This is a genomic window from Bacillus mycoides (assembly GCF_000832605.1).
GTDB lineage: Bacteria > Bacillota > Bacilli > Bacillales > Bacillaceae_G > Bacillus_A > Bacillus_A mycoides.
In genome coordinates this window covers 1,585,762-1,603,086 of the sequence record NZ_CP009692.1, presented here as the reverse complement: position 1 = coordinate 1,603,086, position 17,325 = coordinate 1,585,762, and the positions used below count along the sequence as shown (strand labels likewise).

19 protein-coding genes, 1 pseudogene and 2 other annotated features are annotated in these 17,325 nt (G+C 36.1%); of the genes and pseudogenes, 8 read left to right on the top strand and 12 right to left on the bottom strand.

Features of this window, described 5'->3' with window-relative positions:
* The first annotated feature begins 54 nt into the window (after window positions 1-54).
* Both BG05_RS10175 and BG05_RS10170 read left to right on the top strand, forming a co-directional pair.
* On the top strand, window positions 55-894 hold the full coding sequence (locus BG05_RS10175; protein WP_033734254.1) for a GNAT family N-acetyltransferase: 840 nt from the start codon (window positions 55-57) through the stop codon (window positions 892-894).
* 15 nt (window positions 895-909) lie between these two features.
* Window positions 910-1,785 (top strand): alpha/beta fold hydrolase, encoded by an 876-nt coding sequence (locus BG05_RS10170; protein WP_033734256.1) that lies wholly within the window; start codon window positions 910-912, stop codon window positions 1,783-1,785.
* Between the two features lie 36 nt (window positions 1,786-1,821).
* Here BG05_RS10170 and BG05_RS10165 read toward each other — a convergent pair whose 3' ends face one another.
* From BG05_RS10165 to BG05_RS10155, 3 genes and pseudogenes are all read right to left on the bottom strand, one after another.
* On the bottom strand, window positions 1,822-2,322 hold the full coding sequence (locus tag BG05_RS10165; protein ID WP_002015237.1) for a DoxX family protein: 501 nt from the start codon (window positions 2,320-2,322) through the stop codon (window positions 1,822-1,824).
* A gap of 324 nt (window positions 2,323-2,646) precedes the next feature.
* Window positions 2,647-2,931 (bottom strand): annotated as a pseudogene (locus tag BG05_RS31495) (delta-aminolevulinic acid dehydratase); the annotation flags it as partial.
* A complete protein-coding gene (locus BG05_RS10155) occupies window positions 2,932-3,507 on the bottom strand; it encodes a histidine phosphatase family protein (protein WP_003191518.1) in 576 nt (191 codons plus the stop codon).
* 169 nt (window positions 3,508-3,676) lie between these two features.
* Here BG05_RS10155 and BG05_RS10150 point away from each other — a divergent pair, with 169 nt between their 5' ends.
* Entirely contained in the window at window positions 3,677-4,015 is a 339-nt protein-coding gene (locus BG05_RS10150) for a hypothetical protein (protein ID WP_002167648.1), read from the top strand.
* A gap of 72 nt (window positions 4,016-4,087) precedes the next feature.
* Window positions 4,088-4,210, top strand: coding sequence for a DUF4023 domain-containing protein (locus BG05_RS10145; RefSeq protein ID WP_000071861.1), 123 nt, complete (start codon window positions 4,088-4,090; stop codon window positions 4,208-4,210).
* 43 nt (window positions 4,211-4,253) lie between these two features.
* Here BG05_RS10145 and BG05_RS10140 read toward each other — a convergent pair whose 3' ends face one another.
* On the bottom strand, window positions 4,254-5,492 hold the full coding sequence (locus BG05_RS10140) for a TolB family protein (protein WP_002167647.1): 1,239 nt from the start codon (window positions 5,490-5,492) through the stop codon (window positions 4,254-4,256).
* 229 nt (window positions 5,493-5,721) lie between these two features.
* On the opposite strand from BG05_RS10140, the gene BG05_RS10135 reads away from it, so the two are divergent.
* The 3 genes from BG05_RS10135 to BG05_RS10125 all read left to right on the top strand — a co-directional run bounded on the left by BG05_RS10135 (window position 5,722) and on the right by BG05_RS10125 (window position 11,259).
* Window positions 5,722-8,469 carry a S8 family peptidase gene (locus BG05_RS10135; protein WP_003191522.1) on the top strand — a complete coding sequence of 916 codons (2,748 nt, stop codon included), beginning with the start codon at window positions 5,722-5,724 and terminating at the stop codon, window positions 8,467-8,469.
* A gap of 70 nt (window positions 8,470-8,539) precedes the next feature.
* Window positions 8,540-8,768 (top strand) — a binding site (T-box leader).
* A gap of 51 nt (window positions 8,769-8,819) precedes the next feature.
* Window positions 8,820-9,047, top strand: a binding site (T-box leader).
* A gap of 162 nt (window positions 9,048-9,209) precedes the next feature.
* Complete coding sequence (locus tag BG05_RS10130) at window positions 9,210-10,964, top strand: aromatic amino acid hydroxylase (protein ID WP_002167645.1); 1,755 nt, start codon at window positions 9,210-9,212, stop codon at window positions 10,962-10,964.
* Window positions 10,945-11,259, top strand: coding sequence for a 4a-hydroxytetrahydrobiopterin dehydratase (locus BG05_RS10125; protein ID WP_002167644.1), 315 nt, complete (start codon window positions 10,945-10,947; stop codon window positions 11,257-11,259). Before BG05_RS10130 ends, BG05_RS10125 begins: the two co-directional genes overlap by 20 nt.
* 16 nt (window positions 11,260-11,275) lie before the next feature.
* On the opposite strand, the gene BG05_RS10120 is transcribed toward BG05_RS10125, so the two are convergent.
* Together BG05_RS10120 and BG05_RS10115 are read right to left on the bottom strand one after the other, a co-directional pair.
* Window positions 11,276-12,133, bottom strand: coding sequence for a VOC family protein (locus BG05_RS10120; RefSeq protein ID WP_002129187.1), 858 nt, complete (start codon window positions 12,131-12,133; stop codon window positions 11,276-11,278).
* 21 nt (window positions 12,134-12,154) lie between these two features.
* Window positions 12,155-12,559: a DoxX family protein gene (locus BG05_RS10115; protein WP_002015248.1), complete on the bottom strand. Its 405-nt coding sequence runs from the start codon at window positions 12,557-12,559 to the stop codon at window positions 12,155-12,157.
* 156 nt (window positions 12,560-12,715) lie between these two features.
* Here BG05_RS10115 and BG05_RS10110 point away from each other — a divergent pair, with 156 nt between their 5' ends.
* Complete coding sequence (locus BG05_RS10110) at window positions 12,716-13,261, top strand: helix-turn-helix domain-containing protein (RefSeq protein ID WP_002015249.1); 546 nt, start codon at window positions 12,716-12,718, stop codon at window positions 13,259-13,261.
* A 38-nt stretch (window positions 13,262-13,299) separates the two neighbouring features.
* On the opposite strand, the gene BG05_RS10105 is transcribed toward BG05_RS10110, so the two are convergent.
* The 6 genes from BG05_RS10105 to BG05_RS10080 form a co-directional block, all read right to left on the bottom strand.
* Entirely contained in the window at window positions 13,300-13,677 is a 378-nt protein-coding gene (locus tag BG05_RS10105; protein WP_002129189.1) for a hotdog family protein, read from the bottom strand.
* Between the two features lie 110 nt (window positions 13,678-13,787).
* Window positions 13,788-14,246 (bottom strand): GNAT family N-acetyltransferase, encoded by a 459-nt coding sequence (locus BG05_RS10100; RefSeq protein WP_002129190.1) that lies wholly within the window; start codon window positions 14,244-14,246, stop codon window positions 13,788-13,790.
* A 58-nt stretch (window positions 14,247-14,304) separates the two neighbouring features.
* The gene (locus BG05_RS10095) at window positions 14,305-14,832 is read right to left on the bottom strand and encodes a GNAT family N-acetyltransferase (protein WP_002129191.1); all 528 of its coding nucleotides are present in this window, start codon (window positions 14,830-14,832) and stop codon (window positions 14,305-14,307) included.
* A gap of 294 nt (window positions 14,833-15,126) precedes the next feature.
* Window positions 15,127-15,522: an ankyrin repeat domain-containing protein gene (locus BG05_RS10090; RefSeq protein ID WP_002129192.1), complete on the bottom strand. Its 396-nt coding sequence runs from the start codon at window positions 15,520-15,522 to the stop codon at window positions 15,127-15,129.
* Window positions 15,489-16,307: an ABC transporter ATP-binding protein gene (locus BG05_RS10085; protein ID WP_002129193.1), complete on the bottom strand. Its 819-nt coding sequence runs from the start codon at window positions 16,305-16,307 to the stop codon at window positions 15,489-15,491. The genes BG05_RS10090 and BG05_RS10085 overlap by 34 nt, the downstream gene beginning before the upstream one ends.
* Window positions 16,294-17,322 carry a FecCD family ABC transporter permease gene (locus BG05_RS10080; protein ID WP_002015259.1) on the bottom strand — a complete coding sequence of 343 codons (1,029 nt, stop codon included), beginning with the start codon at window positions 17,320-17,322 and terminating at the stop codon, window positions 16,294-16,296. The genes BG05_RS10085 and BG05_RS10080 overlap by 14 nt, the downstream gene beginning before the upstream one ends.
* Window positions 17,323-17,325: the final 3 nt, after the last annotated feature.

Sequence of the window (17,325 nt, the reverse complement as noted above, 5' to 3'; positions counted from 1 at the left end):
TTTCTTAATATTATTCTTATTTTTTCTAATTTAAATAGAAATATGGTGAACTTTATGAAAACAGTAAAACTAGACGAATCTTCCATTCCAGCCTTACTCTCTCTTTGCGAATCAGTTGGGTGGTTACAGCATGCGAGTTTTATGAAAGAGCAATTCCATATGTACCTTTCCATTGGCACAATTTTTGGCTATGTACATGAGAATAAACTTATTGCAGCGGGCGGGGTCTTTTCGTTTGCCCCTGGATTTTCTTCTATCGGTATGTTAATCGTGCATCCTGATTTTCAAAGAAAAGGAATTGGCCGTATTTTGTTAAACAATAGCTTAAAAGTAACTTATCCATCGCTCCCTATTACACTCATTGCAACAAAAGCTGGTGAATCCTTATATGTATCTTATGGATTTCAATCAATAACAACAATTCATCGTTTCGAAAAACAAGCGGCTCATATAAGTACAAATTCTTTTCCCATAAAACAAATTCAGCAAGCCGATCTTCAATCTCTCATTTTTCTTGATCAAACTGCGACTGGTGCAGATCGTTCTAAGCTTTATTTATCACTACTATCGAGAGCAACTTACTCCTTTAAAATAGAGCGGGATAATCAAATAGATGCTTTTGCTTTATGCATACAAAAAGGAGATGTACTATGTATCACTCCACTTATTTCAAAAAAAGAAAAAGACTCTATTCAGTTATTAGAAATAATTTGCAACTCGTGGAATGGGACAATACGCATTGATGTTCCGCACTCACAATTCATTTTCCGTCAATTTCTTCAAACAGAAAATTTCCAGGAAACGCTCCTTTCACCTCTTATGATAAAGAATGGTAATCAACTTCCTGGAAATCGTAATATACTATTTGCTATGATAGATGCAGCGTTATGTTAGAAAGGGGACACCTAATTGAAGCGATTTAGCTATTTTATGGTAGGTTGTCTTACTCTTACACTATTAGTAGGATGTAGTGCAGCAGAAAAGCCAGTAGAACAAGTTAAAAATACAATTACAGCGAAACTAGCTACCGAGGAAAAAATGGTAGAGATAGATGGTCAAACGATTTACTTTAAAAAGATTGGTGATGAAAAACCACCTTTACTTATGATCCATGGATTTGGAGGATCATCCAATGGTTTTCAAAAGGTTTACTCAGATTTAGCAAAAGATCATACGATTATTTCTGTTGATGCTTTAGGATTCGGACGTTCCTCTAAACCGATGGATTTTTATTATTCTTTCCCAACTCATGCAAATTTGTATTATAAGTTAATGAAAAAATTAGGGTATGACTCATTCGCAATACTGGGACATTCTATGGGCGGAGAAATTTCTCTTAATTTAACATATTTATACCCCGAAGCGGTTACCCACCTTATTTTAACTGATGCTACAGGCGGCCCTCATACGTTCGTTAATAAACAAGGTTCACCAAAACCAAAGTTGTCGACTGATTTAAGTGCCGTTTCTTCTATTGCAGATTATGATGAGAGCAAAGTTAAATTCAAGCGTAATGATGAAGAGCATTATAATAAAATGAAATTATGGCCTAGGCGTCTTCAAATCAATGCAACTGAAATCAAGCAACCAACTTTAATTATATGGGGAAGAAATGATAGTAGCGTTTCTTGGAAAGAAGGAGAAACTTATCATCAATTCTTAAAAAATAGCACTTTCCATATTATTGAAAAAGGTTATCATGCTCCATTTCGTCAAGAGCCACAAGAGTTTGTAGGGTATGTAAAAGATTTCTTCGAGAAAAATCCTATAAGTGCTGAAAAATAAACGGGTATCTCCTTTTGAGATACCCGTTTTCATATATTAAGCAGCTTGCTTTTGGCGTTTTTGAATTTTTGATCCTAGTACTTTTGGAATAACTAAGCCATCAATTCCAAGTTTTCCAGCATTCATACCAGAAACAAGAACGAACATGGATAAGATAACCATTTCAGGGTTTACACCAATTGACCCACTAAACATATAGGAAAAGTTCATTACAAGACCGAAAAAGACCGCTGTTTTTGTTAAACAGCCTACAATTAAACCAATTCCGACTAAAATTTCTCCCCACGTCACAAGTGTATTAAATAAATCAACGTTTGGAATTGCAAAATCTTGTAAAAATGATGCCCACCAAGATTGAACAGCTGGTTGTGCTCCTTTAGATTTTTCAATTGCACCTTGTAAATAACCAGTTGCATCGAAGCCTTTCCCTTGTAGTTTACCGATTCCAGCCATTACCCATGTGTAACCAAGATACACTCGAATTATCGCTAATACAAAAGAAACTGCTTTGTTTTCTCTTAAAAATTGAATAATCATATCTTCCTCCTAAAGTTGTAATTAATTCAGTTACAGATAATATAATAACATTAGTTACTTACTTTTAAAACGTTAATCGTGAATAATTTGTGACATACATAAAAAACATTACATACTAACGTTTATATAGTAACTTTTATTACCTGTAAAAACTTGAACATATCATACCACATGTGATAATCATTTTCATTGAAGAAAATGTAAAAAAACTGTGAGTTAAATGTGAAACGCATTCATTCGAATATAGAATAAATCCGTTTCATATTGTTTATATACTCCAAATGTACATGTCTCCTCATCGGTTAATCTCGCTTCTCGAACAACTTATTCTAACGTTTGGTCATGGTTAATAAACCCGTAAAATAGGCGTATTGTAAACATAAGTGCTACATTTCCATCTACATAATCTATCAATCCAACATATGATTTTACACCACTATATAAAAAGGATTCTACTAGTTTCACCCCCCAAAACTTATACCAACCATTTACAATATGTGTAATATGCAATTTTGCATATCACTTAATTTCCGCTACGCTAAAGTATACTCTCGGCTCATTTAAGTCGTACACATCTTCTCCTAACTCTTCCATTACAAATTTCCTCTCCTATAAGTCCATTTCATATATACCCGTTTCTTTCAAAAAATCAGCTCTAGTTAAAGCGACTTTCTGTAAATATTGCCTATACGCTGTAATTGTTCCATCGTGTGCAACGATACAAATTTTTTCTGCTTTTAACTGATAGCACCAGTGCAGAAATTCATCTACTATTTGCTGAAATTCCATCTCCAAGATGATATTGACTCCCTCATTCCATAACAATTCATTTCTACTTTCTTCTAATGAAAAATGTGGAAATAAGTTTTGTATTATCTTTCGATCTAACAATTGATCGCACGGTAATGTTTTGGCGGATTCCCGATAAGGAAAAATTCGCGGGGATATATATGGGTGAACAATTTTTTGACAAGCAACTTCCGCACTCCATATTGTCGCAGTTTGTAAAGTTCGAAGTGTAGGACTAGCGATTAATATATCCTTTTCTTGTAATGGTACATCGCACTGAAGCAATTCAGCCTGCTTCTTTCCCACGCCCGTCAATGGCGGATTCACAGCTTGTAAACTTAATGGTAAATTTTTCGTATGTTCACCTTCACCATGCCGAACAAAAATAAGTTTCATTCTCCTCTTCCTCTCACTAGAAAATGGTCTCACATATTTCTTCCCTATTTTTTTCTTTACTCCTGCTATTTTAAAAAGTAGAATGTAAAAAGTGTTTGACATCAACATTTGGAAAATATTACAATTATATATGTAAAATATTTTTTACAAGAAGAGGAGGATTACAAATATGAAATGGATTATCGTCTTTATGGGAATGATCATATGGGGATACATAAATGGCTTTTTTAATAGTGATAAAACTGCTAATCCTTGGATTACAGATGATGAGCGTGAAACAAAAATTAAACAAAAAGCAATTATCGCAAGCTGGTCCGGTGTTTTCATATTTTGTATCATTAACCTCTTAAACAAATGGTTAGGTTTAGGAACGAGCGATACATCACCTTACTTACCATCTTCTGTCGCAACTATTTTAAAAGAAAATGTAGAGTTACAAGTTTTACTTATGTTATTCATTACGTATGGACTATTTTACTTATACTACCGAAGAAAACTAAGCGCTTAACTTTTATCTCATGATTATCCTCCTAAATGGTTATAGTAACTAGGACGCAATGAAAAAAGGAGAGATATAAAAATGAGTAACTCAAATGACTTTTTAGATACATTACATGAAAAACAAGCAAAAGATGAACAAAATAGAAAGCGCCAAGGGAACGGAAACCCTGCGAAAAAAAAGCCAAATAAAACACATAAATAACATTGAAAAACCTACCTGGAAATTATATTTCAGGCAGGTTTTTTTACTCGTCTTTAACCGAAACGACATCTTCCCAATTCCATTTCTCATAATACCACTCTGGTACATCTATATTTTCAATCCATTTCTTTTCATGTTTTCCATCGTTATGAGCAAGCCATACATCAGCTTTCTTACGATTTGAACGGAGCCACATTAATTGGTTGCTTTTCTTACTAAAAATAGGGTTATAATCGCCTTGGCTATTGGATGGCTTTGTAATTTGATGTTGTTCATCTGTTGTACTATTTATTTCATATAAAGATGGTAGTGGCCTTTTTTCTAGAGGGACCGATAGCTCTGCTTCCTTTGCCCTTGAAACGATAATTACATTCTCGTTCTTCCATGTGAAATCCCAATCAACATAGCCTTTTGGAGTAAATGTATTTTGCTGGAGAGCCGGCAATTCTTTTATTTTTAAATGCTTATTCTCTAAAGCAACTCTCCCGCTTCCTTCAATATAGGCTAATATATTTTTTGATGGCGCCCATTTGAACCATTGTGTGTTTAATAACATTTGATCTACTGTTTCAAAACGACTGCCGTCTGATCGAATTAAGCAAAGGGTATTACTATCAGCTGACAAAGAAGCTGTTGGTACTGCCAAAAACGAAATCCATTTTTGATCTGGCGACCAATTAAATCCACTTCCAACTAATGCTAAAAAGTCATCATGCTCATTCGGTAGTGCAGATAAATGCTTCATCTTATGAGGATTCATATTTGCATCCTTTTGTATTTCATATAACTGAGCACCTGTCCATCCTGTTGGAAGCAAGTACGCTTCTGATGATACAAGAAACTTCTTACCATCAGGATACCATGCATAGTCACCTACACCATTAGCTATGTTTTCAAAATCTGCTTTCTTTTTTTCAGCATCAAATGTATTTAATGTGCGTGCAAATACAAATGCAATTATATTCTCTGTTGGTGACCATTGATAATTCGATACTTCTGATTGAGATGGTCTAACTTTCTTTCCATCTTTTAGCCGATACAGTTCAAAGTGATTTCGCTTCTTTCCTTTTGCATATGCAAGCCATTCTCCATTATGTGACCATTTCGGTCCTGTTATGTACTCTCCTTTTGTAATTTGTTTTTCTTTTTCACCGACTTTAATCCATAGATTATGATTACGAATAAAGGCAACTTTTACTCCATTGTTTTCTGCGCTAGTAATAGAACTTGAATAGAAAAAAAGGAACAAAACCACGATTCCACTTACTATAAACCTTTTCATATAGCACCCCCATTTCCCCCTTTAGCATTCCTCATATTCCGCTTACTATATGCAAATATTATCCATTCGACATAATTCCAAAAAATTTCCCAAGAAATTTTCAATTCAAAGAGGATTGGTATGAATTATGTCGAATGTATAGTTTATCCAACATCCGTTCCTATAATTAACGATAAAAATGTAATATTTATTTTCAGAAAATTGACACTTTTTATTAAGGGGAGTTTCAATGAAGAAAACTACATCAACACTATTAAGTATGGCGCTCGTCTTTTCGAGCTTTGGAGCATTAAGCGCCCATGCTGAATCACTGCAAAAAGAGAAGCAATTTAGTCCACAGTTAAAAGCAAATATTGAACAATGGGGAGAAAACAAAATCGCGCAAAATGTTGAAACAAAAACATCAAAAGAAATTTCAGTTATTGTAGAATTGCAGCAGGCTCCACTCGCTTCACAAAGTAACATTCAACATGCTCCGGACCTACAAAATAGCAATGTGCAATCATACCATGCACAACTAAAAAAAGCACAAGAGGATACAACAAAGAAAATAAAAGAAAAAGCACCGAAAGCAACCATAAAAGAAACGTATAGTACGTTATTTTCTGGATTTTCTATTTCTATCCCAGGGGATCAAATTGCCGCTCTAGCTTCTTTACCTGAAGTAAAAGCAATTTATCCGAACTTAACATATAAATTACATGAAACGTCAAAAAGCCTAGCAGATCAAGAAACACCAAACGTTGGAGGCCCTACAGTTGGTGCACCTGAAGCTTGGAATTTAAAAGATCCGACTGGCAAACCCCTTGATGGAAAAGGGATGAAAGTCGCTATTATCGATTCAGGTGTCGACTATACCCATCCTGATTTACAAGCAAATTATATCGGTGGCTATGATACAGTCGATGAAGATAATGATCCGATGGATGGAAATGTCCACGGTACCCATGTTGCTGGAATTATTGCGGGTAACGGAAAAATAAAGGGGATTGCTCCGAATGCTTCTATACTCGCTTACCGTGTCATGAATGATGGTGGTACCGGTACGACCGATGATATTATTCAAGGTATTGAGCGAGCTATTCAAGATGGTGCCGATGTTTTAAATCTATCTCTTGGTCAAGATTTGAATGTACCTGATCAACCTGTAACAATGACGTTAGAACGCGCAGCAAAACTTGGTGTTACTGCAGTCGTCTCAAATGGAAATGATGGACCAAAACCTTGGTCTGTTGACGCTCCTGGTAACGCAAGTAGTGTCATCTCTGTTGGTGCATCTACTGTTTCTATTCCATTTCCAACATTCCAAGTAGCTGGTTCCAATAAATCTTACCAAGGATTACCGTTATCAAAATCAGATTTCCAAGTAGGCAACGATGCTCAGCTTGTATATGTTGGCTACGGTAATTCAAGTGATTACGCTAAACAAGATGTGAAAGGTAAGTTCGCCCTTGTTTTACAAGGAACTTCAAGCACGTTAGTAAAAGCAGAACAAGCGAAACAAGCTGGCGCTCTTGGCGTGCTACTAATTTCTAACGAAAAAGAAATTAATCTTATGCCCGAATATTTTGCACGTGAAGATGTAGCTCTTCCAGTTATGCAACTATCAAATACAAATGGCGAAGAGTTAAAAACTTTAATTACAAAACGAAAGAAAAATATAAAAATTGGACAACCAAAGCAAACAGAACTTATTGGTAACTTTAGTTCAAGAGGACCATCACAAGGTAGTTGGCTAATAAAGCCTGATATTGTTGCACCTGGAGTACAAATTACTAGTACAGTGCCGAGAGGTGGCTATGAATCTCACAACGGAGCAAGTATGGCTGCGCCACAAGTGGCGGGAGCCGTTGCCCTGCTGCGTCAAATGCATCCTGATTGGACGACAGAACAATTGAAAGCAGCTCTTGCCAACACTGCAAAAACATTAAAGGATGTCAATGAAAATACATATCCTGTCATGGCACAAGGATCTGGTTTAATTAACATTCCAAAAGCAGCCCAAACAGATGCATTAGTGAAACCTAACAATGTAAGTTTCGGTCTTATTAAACCTAATAGCGGCAAAGTGAAGTTAACACAAAATATTACATTACAAAATCTTTCTAACAAAAAGAAAAACTTTTCAACTCGCATTGAATTACTAGATACAAAAACAAAAGTCCAGACTTCTTTCTCTTCTTCTATTAGTGTGAAACCTAATAGTAACATCGAAAAGCCTTTTACTATTAATGTAGATAGCTCCTTACCACAAGGTGTATATACGGGAAATCTATATGTGAAAGAGCAAGGTAAGACTGAAGAAATGCGTATTCCATTTACGTTTAGCATTGATCCGAAAGAATACAAACGTATTGATGGTCTTGAAATCGTTAATTCTACTTTTAGTCCAAATAATGATGGAATACTAGATGACAACCTGATCAATTACTATTTAGTTATACCAGTGGAGGATGTAACATTTCACGCTAATTTAATTACGAAAGACCGTGTAACATATCAAGGCATGATACATCAAGGTAAAAACGAAACACCTGGTTATAAATCTTTCAAATGGAATGGTACGAAAACCGACGGATCTCCTCTACCTGACGGCTTATACCAAATCGAAGCTGTTGCTTCTAACTCTGGTGGAGAAACGAAACAGACAGGAGCTGTGTTTGTCGATCGTACTGCACCGAAATTATCGTCTGAAGTAGATCAAGAAAACCTCGTAATTAGAGGTAAAGTAAATGATATACTTTTGGATTGGATGGCAGAATCCGGATGGGTTGCTCCAGGACATCCCGTAACGATACAGTATGAAATTAACGGAAATGGAGCATGGGAAAGTGCATACCTAAATCCTTGGGAGAAAAACTATGAAATTTATTTCGATCGTAGTCAATTACAACAAGGAAAGAATACAATTCATATTGTAGCAACCGATGCAGCTGGAAATAAGTCTAATTTAAACGTCGATTTAGAAGTGAGATAATAAAATTATTGTTGACAAGCTTTTAAATATAGTTTTATAATACAAAACATAGTTTAGTTGAACGAATTATATATCGGCTTTGAAGGAATACTAGTAGCGACTTATATCCCTGTCTCAGAGAACTGATGGTTGGTGCGAATCAGTACATATACAAGCGTGAATTACAATTCTGGAGCTTCTTTCCCGTAATGCTTTTTATGCATGAAGAGAAAGACGGATCTTTCCGTTATCTTAAAGTAAGTGGTAAACAATTAATTGTTTACAAATAGGGTGGTACCGCGATTTTTATCGTCCCTATCGGATTTTCCGATAGGGACTTTTTTGCGTCCTTCCCTTTTAAATAACTTCATATATACGCGTTGAAAGAATCGCAGTAGTATCTTGTATCCCTGTTTCAGAGAGCTAATGGTCGGTGGGAATTAGCACATATATAAGTACGAATTACAATTCTGGAGCTTCTTTTTCGTAGTGCTTTTATGCATGAAGGAAAAGACGGGATTTTTCCGTTATCATTAGTTGAGATGTAAGTATATTTTCACTTACAAATAGGGTGGTACCGCGATTTTTTCGCCCCTATCGGATTTTCCGATAGGGGATTTTTCTATTTCTCACGCAAACAGTTGTTAAAGAATTTCGAATGTTATGATAAAATTTTATAAGCGCTTACAATTCTGAAAGGAGGTGGTACAAGCTATACAAAACTGATATTCATTTTTATAGAGAAAAAGGAGGACGTCTAAATGACAAAGAAAAAAGAAATTCCATCACATTTAAAACCATTCGTATCCACACAGCATTATGATCAATACACACCGGTGAATCACGCTGTTTGGCGTTACATTATGAGACAAAACCATAGCTTCTTAAAAGATGTTGCTCATCCATCCTATGTTAACGGACTACAATCATCTGGTATTAATATAGATGCAATTCCAAAAGTAGAAGAAATGAACGACTGTTTAGCACCAAGCGGCTGGGGTGCCGTAACGATTGACGGACTTATTCCCGGCGTCGCATTCTTCGATTTTCAGGGGCATGGATTACTACCAATCGCAACAGATATTCGTAAAGTAGAAAATATCGAGTATACACCCGCTCCTGATATCGTTCATGAAGCTGCAGGCCACGCACCGATTTTGCTTGATTCTACATATGCAAAATATGTGAAACGCTTTGGACAAATTGGAGCGAAAGCTTTCTCCACAAAAGAAGAACATGATGCTTTTGAAGCCGTTCGTACATTAACGATCGTAAAAGAAAGCCCTACTTCTACACCTGAAGAAGTTGCAGTTGCTGAAAATGCTGTAATCGAAAAACAAAACTTAGTTTCTGGTTTATCAGAAGCAGAACAAATTTCACGTTTATTCTGGTGGACAGTGGAATACGGCTTAATCGGCAATATAAATGATCCGAAAATTTACGGTGCTGGTCTCCTTTCCTCTGTCGGTGAAAGTAAGCATTGCTTAACAAACGCTGTAAAGAAAGTCCCATTCTCAATTGAAGCTTGCACCGGGACAACTTATGATGTAACAAAAATGCAACCACAGCTATTTGTTTGTGAATCATTTGAAGAATTGACTGAGGCCCTTGAGCAGTTCTCTACAACGATGGCATTTAAAACAGGTGGAACAGAAGGATTAGAAAAAGCAATCCGCTCTGAAAATCATGCTACAACTGAGCTAAGTAGTGGATTACAAATTACAGGTACATTTACAGAGACAATTAAAAATGATACTGGTGAAGTTATTTACACACGAACAAGCTCACCAACTGCATTAGCAATTCATAATAAACAACTAGCAAATCATTCTACATCTGTGCACAGCGATGGATTCGGGACACCAATCGGATTACTAGATGGAGATATTGCATTAGAAAATTGTACAGAAGAACAATTACAATCATTAGGCATTACAATTGGAAGCAGTGCAGAGTTTACTTTTGCAAGTGGCATTCATGTAAAAGGAACAGTAACAGACATTGTAAAGAATGATAAAAAAATTGCTCTTATCTCCTTTATAAATTGTGCAGTTACTCATAAAGATCGCTTATTATTTGATCCTTCATGGGGAGCATTTGATATGGCTGTCGGCTCACAAATCACTTCTGTATTCCCAGGAGCGGCAGATGCGGCTGCATTTTTCCCGATGAATGAAGAAGTACAAGAAACGCCTGATCCACTTGTACTGAATAAGCTTGAACGTATGTATCAAACAGTTCGAGATATACGTAACGATAGTATTTTACACGATACTCATACTGATCAATTAATAGCTATTCAAGAAGTATTAAATAAATTTCATCCGAAAGAATGGTTGCTTCGTCTTGAAATTTTAGAATTGCTTTTAGAACATAACAAAGGACACGAAGCATCAGCAGCATTATTACAACAACTTTCTACTTTCACAACTGAAGAATCTGTAACACGTCTTATTAACAATGGTCTTGCGTTACTGCAGGTAAAGGATGTGAAAAATGATGCTACGATTAACTAATGAAGAAGTACAAGAGGAATTAACAAAGCTGGATAAATGGACAGTGAAAGATGAAAAATGGATTGAAAGAAAATATATGTTTTCCGACTACTTAAAAGGAGTCGAATTTGTCTCTGAAGCCGCCAAACTATCAGAAGAACATAATCACCACCCATTTATCCTTATCCAGTATAAAGCAGTCATTATTACTTTGTCATCATGGAATGCAAAAGGTTTAACGAAACTAGATTTTGACCTTGCAAAGCAATTTGATGAACTATTTTTACAAAATGAAAAAGCTATTATAAGAAAGTGAAAAAAGAGAAGCCTTTTTAGGCTTCTCCTTTCACTTTAAAATGTATACAATGTCCAAACGGATCCTTGGCCTGTAATATTCCATCTTTATACGTAGCAACTACGCCAATATATTTTAAACTTTCACACACTTGCTCTTTTTGTTTTTCATCTGCTAGTACAATTGTGAAATATTTCAAACCAACGGAATTTGGCATTTGTGGTGGTATACCTTCACCCTGCCATGTATTTAAACCGATATGGTGATGATAACCACCTGCTGATACGAACAACGCTCCATTACGAGCTGGAATCGTTACATCAAAACCAAGGCCATCAACATAGAAATGTTTCGCTTCTTCTAAGTCAGCTACATGTAAATGAATGTGCCCCATCACAGTACCAGCCGGGAACCCATTCCATGTACTTCCTTGCTGTAATAATCCTTCGCCGTCTAACGGGTTACTAACAAATGGTAGCTCTCCATTTTCATCATGCCAAACTTCTTTTTGGCGATCATGATAAATTTCAATCCCGTTTCCATCTGGATCAGCTAAATAAAGAGCTTCACTAAAGTAATGGTCAGCCCCACCATGTAATGGGTGTACTCTCTCAACAAAATGACGAAGAATATTTGCTAAGTCTTGTCTGTTTGGTAATAAAATTGCATAGTGATATAAACCAGTTCGACCTCTTTGCTTCGGAAGAGCGTCTTCCTTTTCTTCTATTATGAGAAGTGGCTCATTGTCCTCATTACCAAACGTAACGATTGTACTTTTTTCTTCCAGTACCTTCATACGCAATACTTCTGTATAAAACTCTAGCGATTTCTTTAAATTTGATACATATAAATGAACAACCCCAAGTGTTGTTTCGGGATGAAGTGGAAAGCCCATTTTGTTATACCCCCATTTTAATTAATTCTTCTTTAACATTTTCTCTTTTAAGAAATTATCTACAAAACCATTAGCTTTCGCAACAAATAAGTAAGCACCCATCGCTAATAATGCAAGTTCTAACTCAAATCCAGGATTTTTCCCGTCTCCTAACAAACCAGCTGACCATTTTACTTTCACAATCGCTCCAACCATAACAAGTGCAAATAATAAGCCAATATACCTTACGCCTAAACCTAGAATTAACAATAGACCTCCAACTAATTCAACTGTTGCTACACCGTATGCAAGTCCTCCTGGTAAACCAATGCTTGTAAACCACCCTGCAATATTGTCAATTCCTGATTGGAATTTTGTTAAACCGTGCATAAAGAACGTTACCCCTAACACGATACGAATAATTAAGTTACCAATATGTTGATTCATTTCTTTCTCTCCTTTATAGTTTTGTTATACAAAACTTTTATTTACATTACAAAACATACACTAATTATTTTTATTCGTCAATTCATTTTTCATGAGAAAAATTTTTTTTTTTTTGCTATGATACAAATAGTTGTTTACAAAAAGGAGCATGATTTTATGAATATCGGTTCTGCGATTCGTGAAATTCGTCAACGTAGAGGAATTACGATTGCCCAAATTTGTGAAGGAACAGGTCTTTCTAAAGGCTTTATGAGTCAGGTTGAAAACAATAAAACATCACCATCTATCTCAACTTTAGAAATGATCGCTAATTTTTTAAATGTCCCCCTTCCATATTTATTGTTAGAACAAAAAGATCGTTTGAAAATTGTAAAAAAAGAAGAGCGTAAATACAGTGTGTATGGAAAAGATGAACAAAGAATTGAGCATGTTGCGGAGCAAGGTGGTCTCCGCCTATCTCTAGTAGAAATTTCTGCCGGATTCCCGAAAGAAAACTCACCAAATGCTCATGAAGGTGAAGAGTGTCATCTTGTATTACGCGGAAAACTAGAAGTTCAACATGGAGAAGATATTGCGATTGTAGAAGAAGGTGATTCTTTCTCTTGGAATGCATGCGTTCCTCATATTGTTCGCAATATAGGTGAAGAATCTGCATTATTACTTATCTCTAGTCATGCGGAAAATCGAAAACGTGTTTACTAAACGATAAAAAGAAGCCTGTTTCGTAACAGGCTTCTTTTTTATCCCCTTATAATTCCATAACTCGTCCCAACTAGTACGGTCTTTTCATGTTGATTGCGATAAACTGACTCAATTGAAACTTTTTTATATCCTTCCATTTGCTCAATATTTGTTAAAGTTAATTCACAAGTAACCGTATCCCCTGTAAAAACTGGTCTAATAAACTCACTTACTAATTCCCTCGCTATGTAATGTAACTCTTCGCCTACTTTCGTCCCAATGCTAGCAGTCAATAAACCATGGACCATTAATCGTCCATTCTCATCATATTCCATATGATGTCTACCTTTATCGCCTGTAATATTTGCAAATTCAAAAACTTCTTCCTCGGTAAATCTTCTTTCGTATTTAAATATATCCCCAACTTTTACATTCATTTTTATCCCCCGTTTAATAAACTGAATTTTCTTTTATTTTATCACAAAATGAGTCTCAGTTCAGTTTATATTATTAAAATAGCAATCCTTTTTCTTTATTACCTTATAAGTTATCGATGCCCTTCCTCTTTGGCCACTTGATACCCATAGTACGCACATGTTCCATTTCTTGATAACTCTCTTACTTCAAAATCACAACTTCTATAAAAATCAAAATTGTTAGCGGACGTATGCGCAAACCAATCGCCATGCGGAAGCTTTTGTAAACAAAGAGCTACAAGTTTCTTACCTAACCCTTTCCCCCTATACTCACACTTCACAACTAAATTTACTATGTTAGCAACCATGATTTGATCAGAAATCACTCTAACCATCGCGACCATTTCTTCTTCATCCCAAATTGTGAAAGCCCATGTTGAATTTTCAAATGCAATCGTAAACTTTTCAATTTGCCAAGAAGGGATATTATCATTACTCCAGCCAGCATCTTCAAATAATGTCTTAATCGCATATGCTGGCACTCCATTCGTTCCTTCACGAATAATTAATCCATTATGATAAATATACATGTAATCCCTCCCTTTATTTTTTATATACCATTCTCCAAAAAATGCAATTCACCTTTTTTCATCCAACCCGCTTAATGGAATAAACGAGAACTTCCATCTCATGAAATGAAGTTGTTTTCTCATAACTAAGCCCTGTTTTTCTAGCAACAAATATTGAAGCTGGGTGGTTCGGATTAATAAGTGAAATTAATTTATTCATTTGTAATGCTTGAAAACCATAGTCTCGAAAAGCCGCCGCAGCCTCTTTCGCATACCCTTTCCCCCAATATTTAGGAAGTAGCCAATAGCCAATCTCAATTTCCTCTTTTCCATCTACCTTCTGCTTGACAAGTCCTGCATGACCAATTCTTATCCCTGTTTCCTTTTCAATCATTACAAATAAACCGAGACCATTTTTATAATTTGGAAGTACCCTCTCCTCCAAACTTTTTTTACATTGCATAAATGTTTTTAACGTTCCATTTCCAATATAGCGCATTACCTTCTCATCCCCCCATAAAGAAGCATAAAATGGTAAATCATCCATTGTATATTTGCGAAATTGTAAGCGATCTGTATGGAACACTCTTTTATTCACTCCCATCATTTTGAACCTCATTACATAACAACATATTTCAAACTACGTAAGTGTTGAATAATTCATATCAAGAAAGTTACCAAAAAGAAAGAAAATTCAATCTTATAAAAGTGTATTATATCAAAAAAAAGCAGTAGACAAAAGAGTGTCTACTGCATCCATATCATAACTAGTATAAAGAAAACTACAATTGAGGGGGTGTAGGATTTTCAAATATACTAGATACTTATCCCGTTCTAACGGGCGGTAAACCCTCCAATCCTTTGAGTGGAAAGTTTACCGCACATAAGAACTTTGCGGTCATTAAGAAAGCACTGTTAAGTACTCAAATACACGCTGAGCTTTTTCTCCACCCATTCGTGCATGTTGAAGAAGAGAGATGCCATGTGGGCCAGATGCACGTAATGCTTCTGGTTGTGCTACTAAAATGGCTTGTACGACTTCAAGTTCACCCAGCATAGCTGCTGCAAAAATATCCATCCGAGCTCCCTTTTCCAGTAAATAAAGAGCAATATCTTTACGGCCTACATGGGCCGCTGCTCCTAAGGCACTTTCCCAATCTGAGCCACCCCAATTATAAGAAGCATGAAGTAAGCTCGGTGATTCGGCCAAAAGCTCCTGTACTCTTTCTAGATCTCCGTGAGCTGCCATAACAAATTCCCTTACTAACTCAGTGGTAATACGCTCGTCTGTTTGCATCTCTCTTCTCCCTTTTCACAAATTCGTTTCGGTGTAAAAAATGGCTTGTCACTCCCTTGGAATATATCAACTTCAATTCCAAATACACGCTGAAACATTTGATGACATAGTACTTCTTCTGGTACGCCATCATACTGAATCTTCCCTTGTTTTAATACGAGTAAACGATCGCTATATTGAGCCGCTTGATTAATATCATGTAAAACCATTACAATCGTCATACCAAACTCTTCGTTTAATCGTTTAACAAGTTCCATTACTTCTAACTGATGGACGATATCTAAAAAGGTTGTTGGTTCATCTAATAGTAAGACATTTGTGCGTTGTGCAAGCGTCATTGCAATCCAAGCACGTTGCCTTTCTCCTCCTGATAAGGATTGTAAAAGACGATATTCATACCCTTCAAGCTTTGTAACAGACAATGCCCAATCAACAATTTCTTCATCTTCTTTATTTAAGCGACTACTCCATGATTTATGAGGACCTCTTCCGAACTCTATTAGTTCTTTCACTGTTAAATCTAATTGATGATCGTGCATTTGTGGTAACATCGCTAATTGCTTCGCTACATCTGCACTCTTCATCGTATAAATATTTTCCCCATCTAAAATGATGTCTCCTTCGCTTTGTTTAAGTAGCCGTGCTATTAAACGAAGCAAAGTAGATTTCCCCGATCCATTCGGGCCGATTAAACTAACGATTTCTCCAGCTTTAATATGTACATTCATATTTTGCATTTGAAATCTTTCAGAATGTGCGTAAAACACCTTGTTAACGGAAATCACGTTGTTTTCCTCCTCTATGGATTAAATATAAGAAGAACGGACCACCTAAGAAGGACAATAAAATACCAACAGGCAATTCGATTGGATCGAACCAACTTCGAGCTATCGCATCCGCAAAAACAAGTAATATCCCACCGCCAAGGCATGATAATGGCAGTAAATATTTATAGTCATTTCCAACTAATAAACGTAACATATGCGGTACAACAAGACCGACAAATCCAATAAGACCAGAAACACTAACTGCTATTCCAGCTAACATTGTACTTACTACTATTAAATAAAACCGACTTCTTTCCACGTTATACCCTAATAATTTTGCCATTTCATCCCCAAGCATTAATACTCGAATATGTTTAATACCGAAGAAAGCTAATATAATAGCGAATATCGCATAGTAAATAATCATATTTAAATGTGCCCAACTAACACCACCAATACCACCAGCTAACCACGGTAAAACTGATTGTACTTTGTCGCTATGTAATAACATTAGCGCTGAAGTCGCTGCACCAATTAAGGCGTTTATTGAAACACCTACTAATACAATTCGTGAAGGTGGCGCCCCCTTTTGCCATGATAGTGCGTAAATGACCATTGCTGTAATAAAAGCTCCTAAAAACGCTCCTAGTGGTAAGAATGCCATATGTTGAGGAAATAAAATCATGATTATAATTGCTACAAGACCTGCTCCTGATGAAACTCCGATAATTCCAGGATCTGCAAGAGGATTTCTCATAACCCCTTGCAATAATGCTCCTGATGCAGCTAAACACGTTCCTACTATAAAACCAACGAGCACTCTCGGTATACGAAGATCCCATACAATTCGATGAACTGTCGAACCTTCATCTTGTATACCTTCTATAATGTCTCGTAAAGAAAAAGATAAGCTCCCTGCAAAAAGGCCATAAAAAAGACCTAGAACAGTTAATACGACTAAAGTAACTGTTATTATCCACCTTTTTCTCGCAAAAGGATGTTCCTTTTCTCTTACTATTTCACTACTCTCCATACT

Excerpts from the sequence above, each read along its gene's own strand:
- BG05_RS10100 (WP_002129190.1), bottom strand. The coding sequence starts at position 14,246 with ATGTATATTTATCATAATGGATTAATTATTCGTGAAGGAACGAATGGA.
- BG05_RS10150 (WP_002167648.1), top strand. The coding sequence starts at position 3,677 with ATGAAATGGATTATCGTCTTTATGGGAATGATCATATGGGGATACATA.
- BG05_RS10165 (WP_002015237.1), bottom strand. The coding sequence starts at position 2,322 with ATGATTATTCAATTTTTAAGAGAAAACAAAGCAGTTTCTTTTGTATTA.
- BG05_RS10125 (WP_002167644.1), top strand. The coding sequence starts at position 10,945 with ATGATGCTACGATTAACTAATGAAGAAGTACAAGAGGAATTAACAAAG.
- BG05_RS10105 (WP_002129189.1), bottom strand. The coding sequence starts at position 13,677 with ATGAATGTAAAAGTTGGGGATATATTTAAATACGAAAGAAGATTTACC.
- BG05_RS10110 (WP_002015249.1), top strand. The coding sequence starts at position 12,716 with ATGAATATCGGTTCTGCGATTCGTGAAATTCGTCAACGTAGAGGAATT.
- BG05_RS10140 (WP_002167647.1), bottom strand. The coding sequence starts at position 5,492 with ATGAAAAGGTTTATAGTAAGTGGAATCGTGGTTTTGTTCCTTTTTTTC.
- BG05_RS10120 (WP_002129187.1), bottom strand. The coding sequence starts at position 12,133 with ATGGGCTTTCCACTTCATCCCGAAACAACACTTGGGGTTGTTCATTTA.
- BG05_RS10080 (WP_002015259.1), bottom strand. The coding sequence starts at position 17,322 with ATGGAGAGTAGTGAAATAGTAAGAGAAAAGGAACATCCTTTTGCGAGA.
- BG05_RS10115 (WP_002015248.1), bottom strand. The coding sequence starts at position 12,559 with ATGAATCAACATATTGGTAACTTAATTATTCGTATCGTGTTAGGGGTA.
- BG05_RS10155 (WP_003191518.1), bottom strand. The coding sequence starts at position 3,507 with ATGAAACTTATTTTTGTTCGGCATGGTGAAGGTGAACATACGAAAAAT.
- BG05_RS10135 (WP_003191522.1), top strand. The coding sequence starts at position 5,722 with ATGAAGAAAACTACATCAACACTATTAAGTATGGCGCTCGTCTTTTCG.
- BG05_RS10130 (WP_002167645.1), top strand. The coding sequence starts at position 9,210 with ATGACAAAGAAAAAAGAAATTCCATCACATTTAAAACCATTCGTATCC.
- BG05_RS10175 (WP_033734254.1), top strand. The coding sequence starts at position 55 with ATGAAAACAGTAAAACTAGACGAATCTTCCATTCCAGCCTTACTCTCT.
- BG05_RS10095 (WP_002129191.1), bottom strand. The coding sequence starts at position 14,832 with ATGATGGGAGTGAATAAAAGAGTGTTCCATACAGATCGCTTACAATTT.
- BG05_RS10145 (WP_000071861.1), top strand. The coding sequence starts at position 4,088 with ATGAGTAACTCAAATGACTTTTTAGATACATTACATGAAAAACAAGCA.
- BG05_RS10090 (WP_002129192.1), bottom strand. The coding sequence starts at position 15,522 with ATGCAAACAGACGAGCGTATTACCACTGAGTTAGTAAGGGAATTTGTT.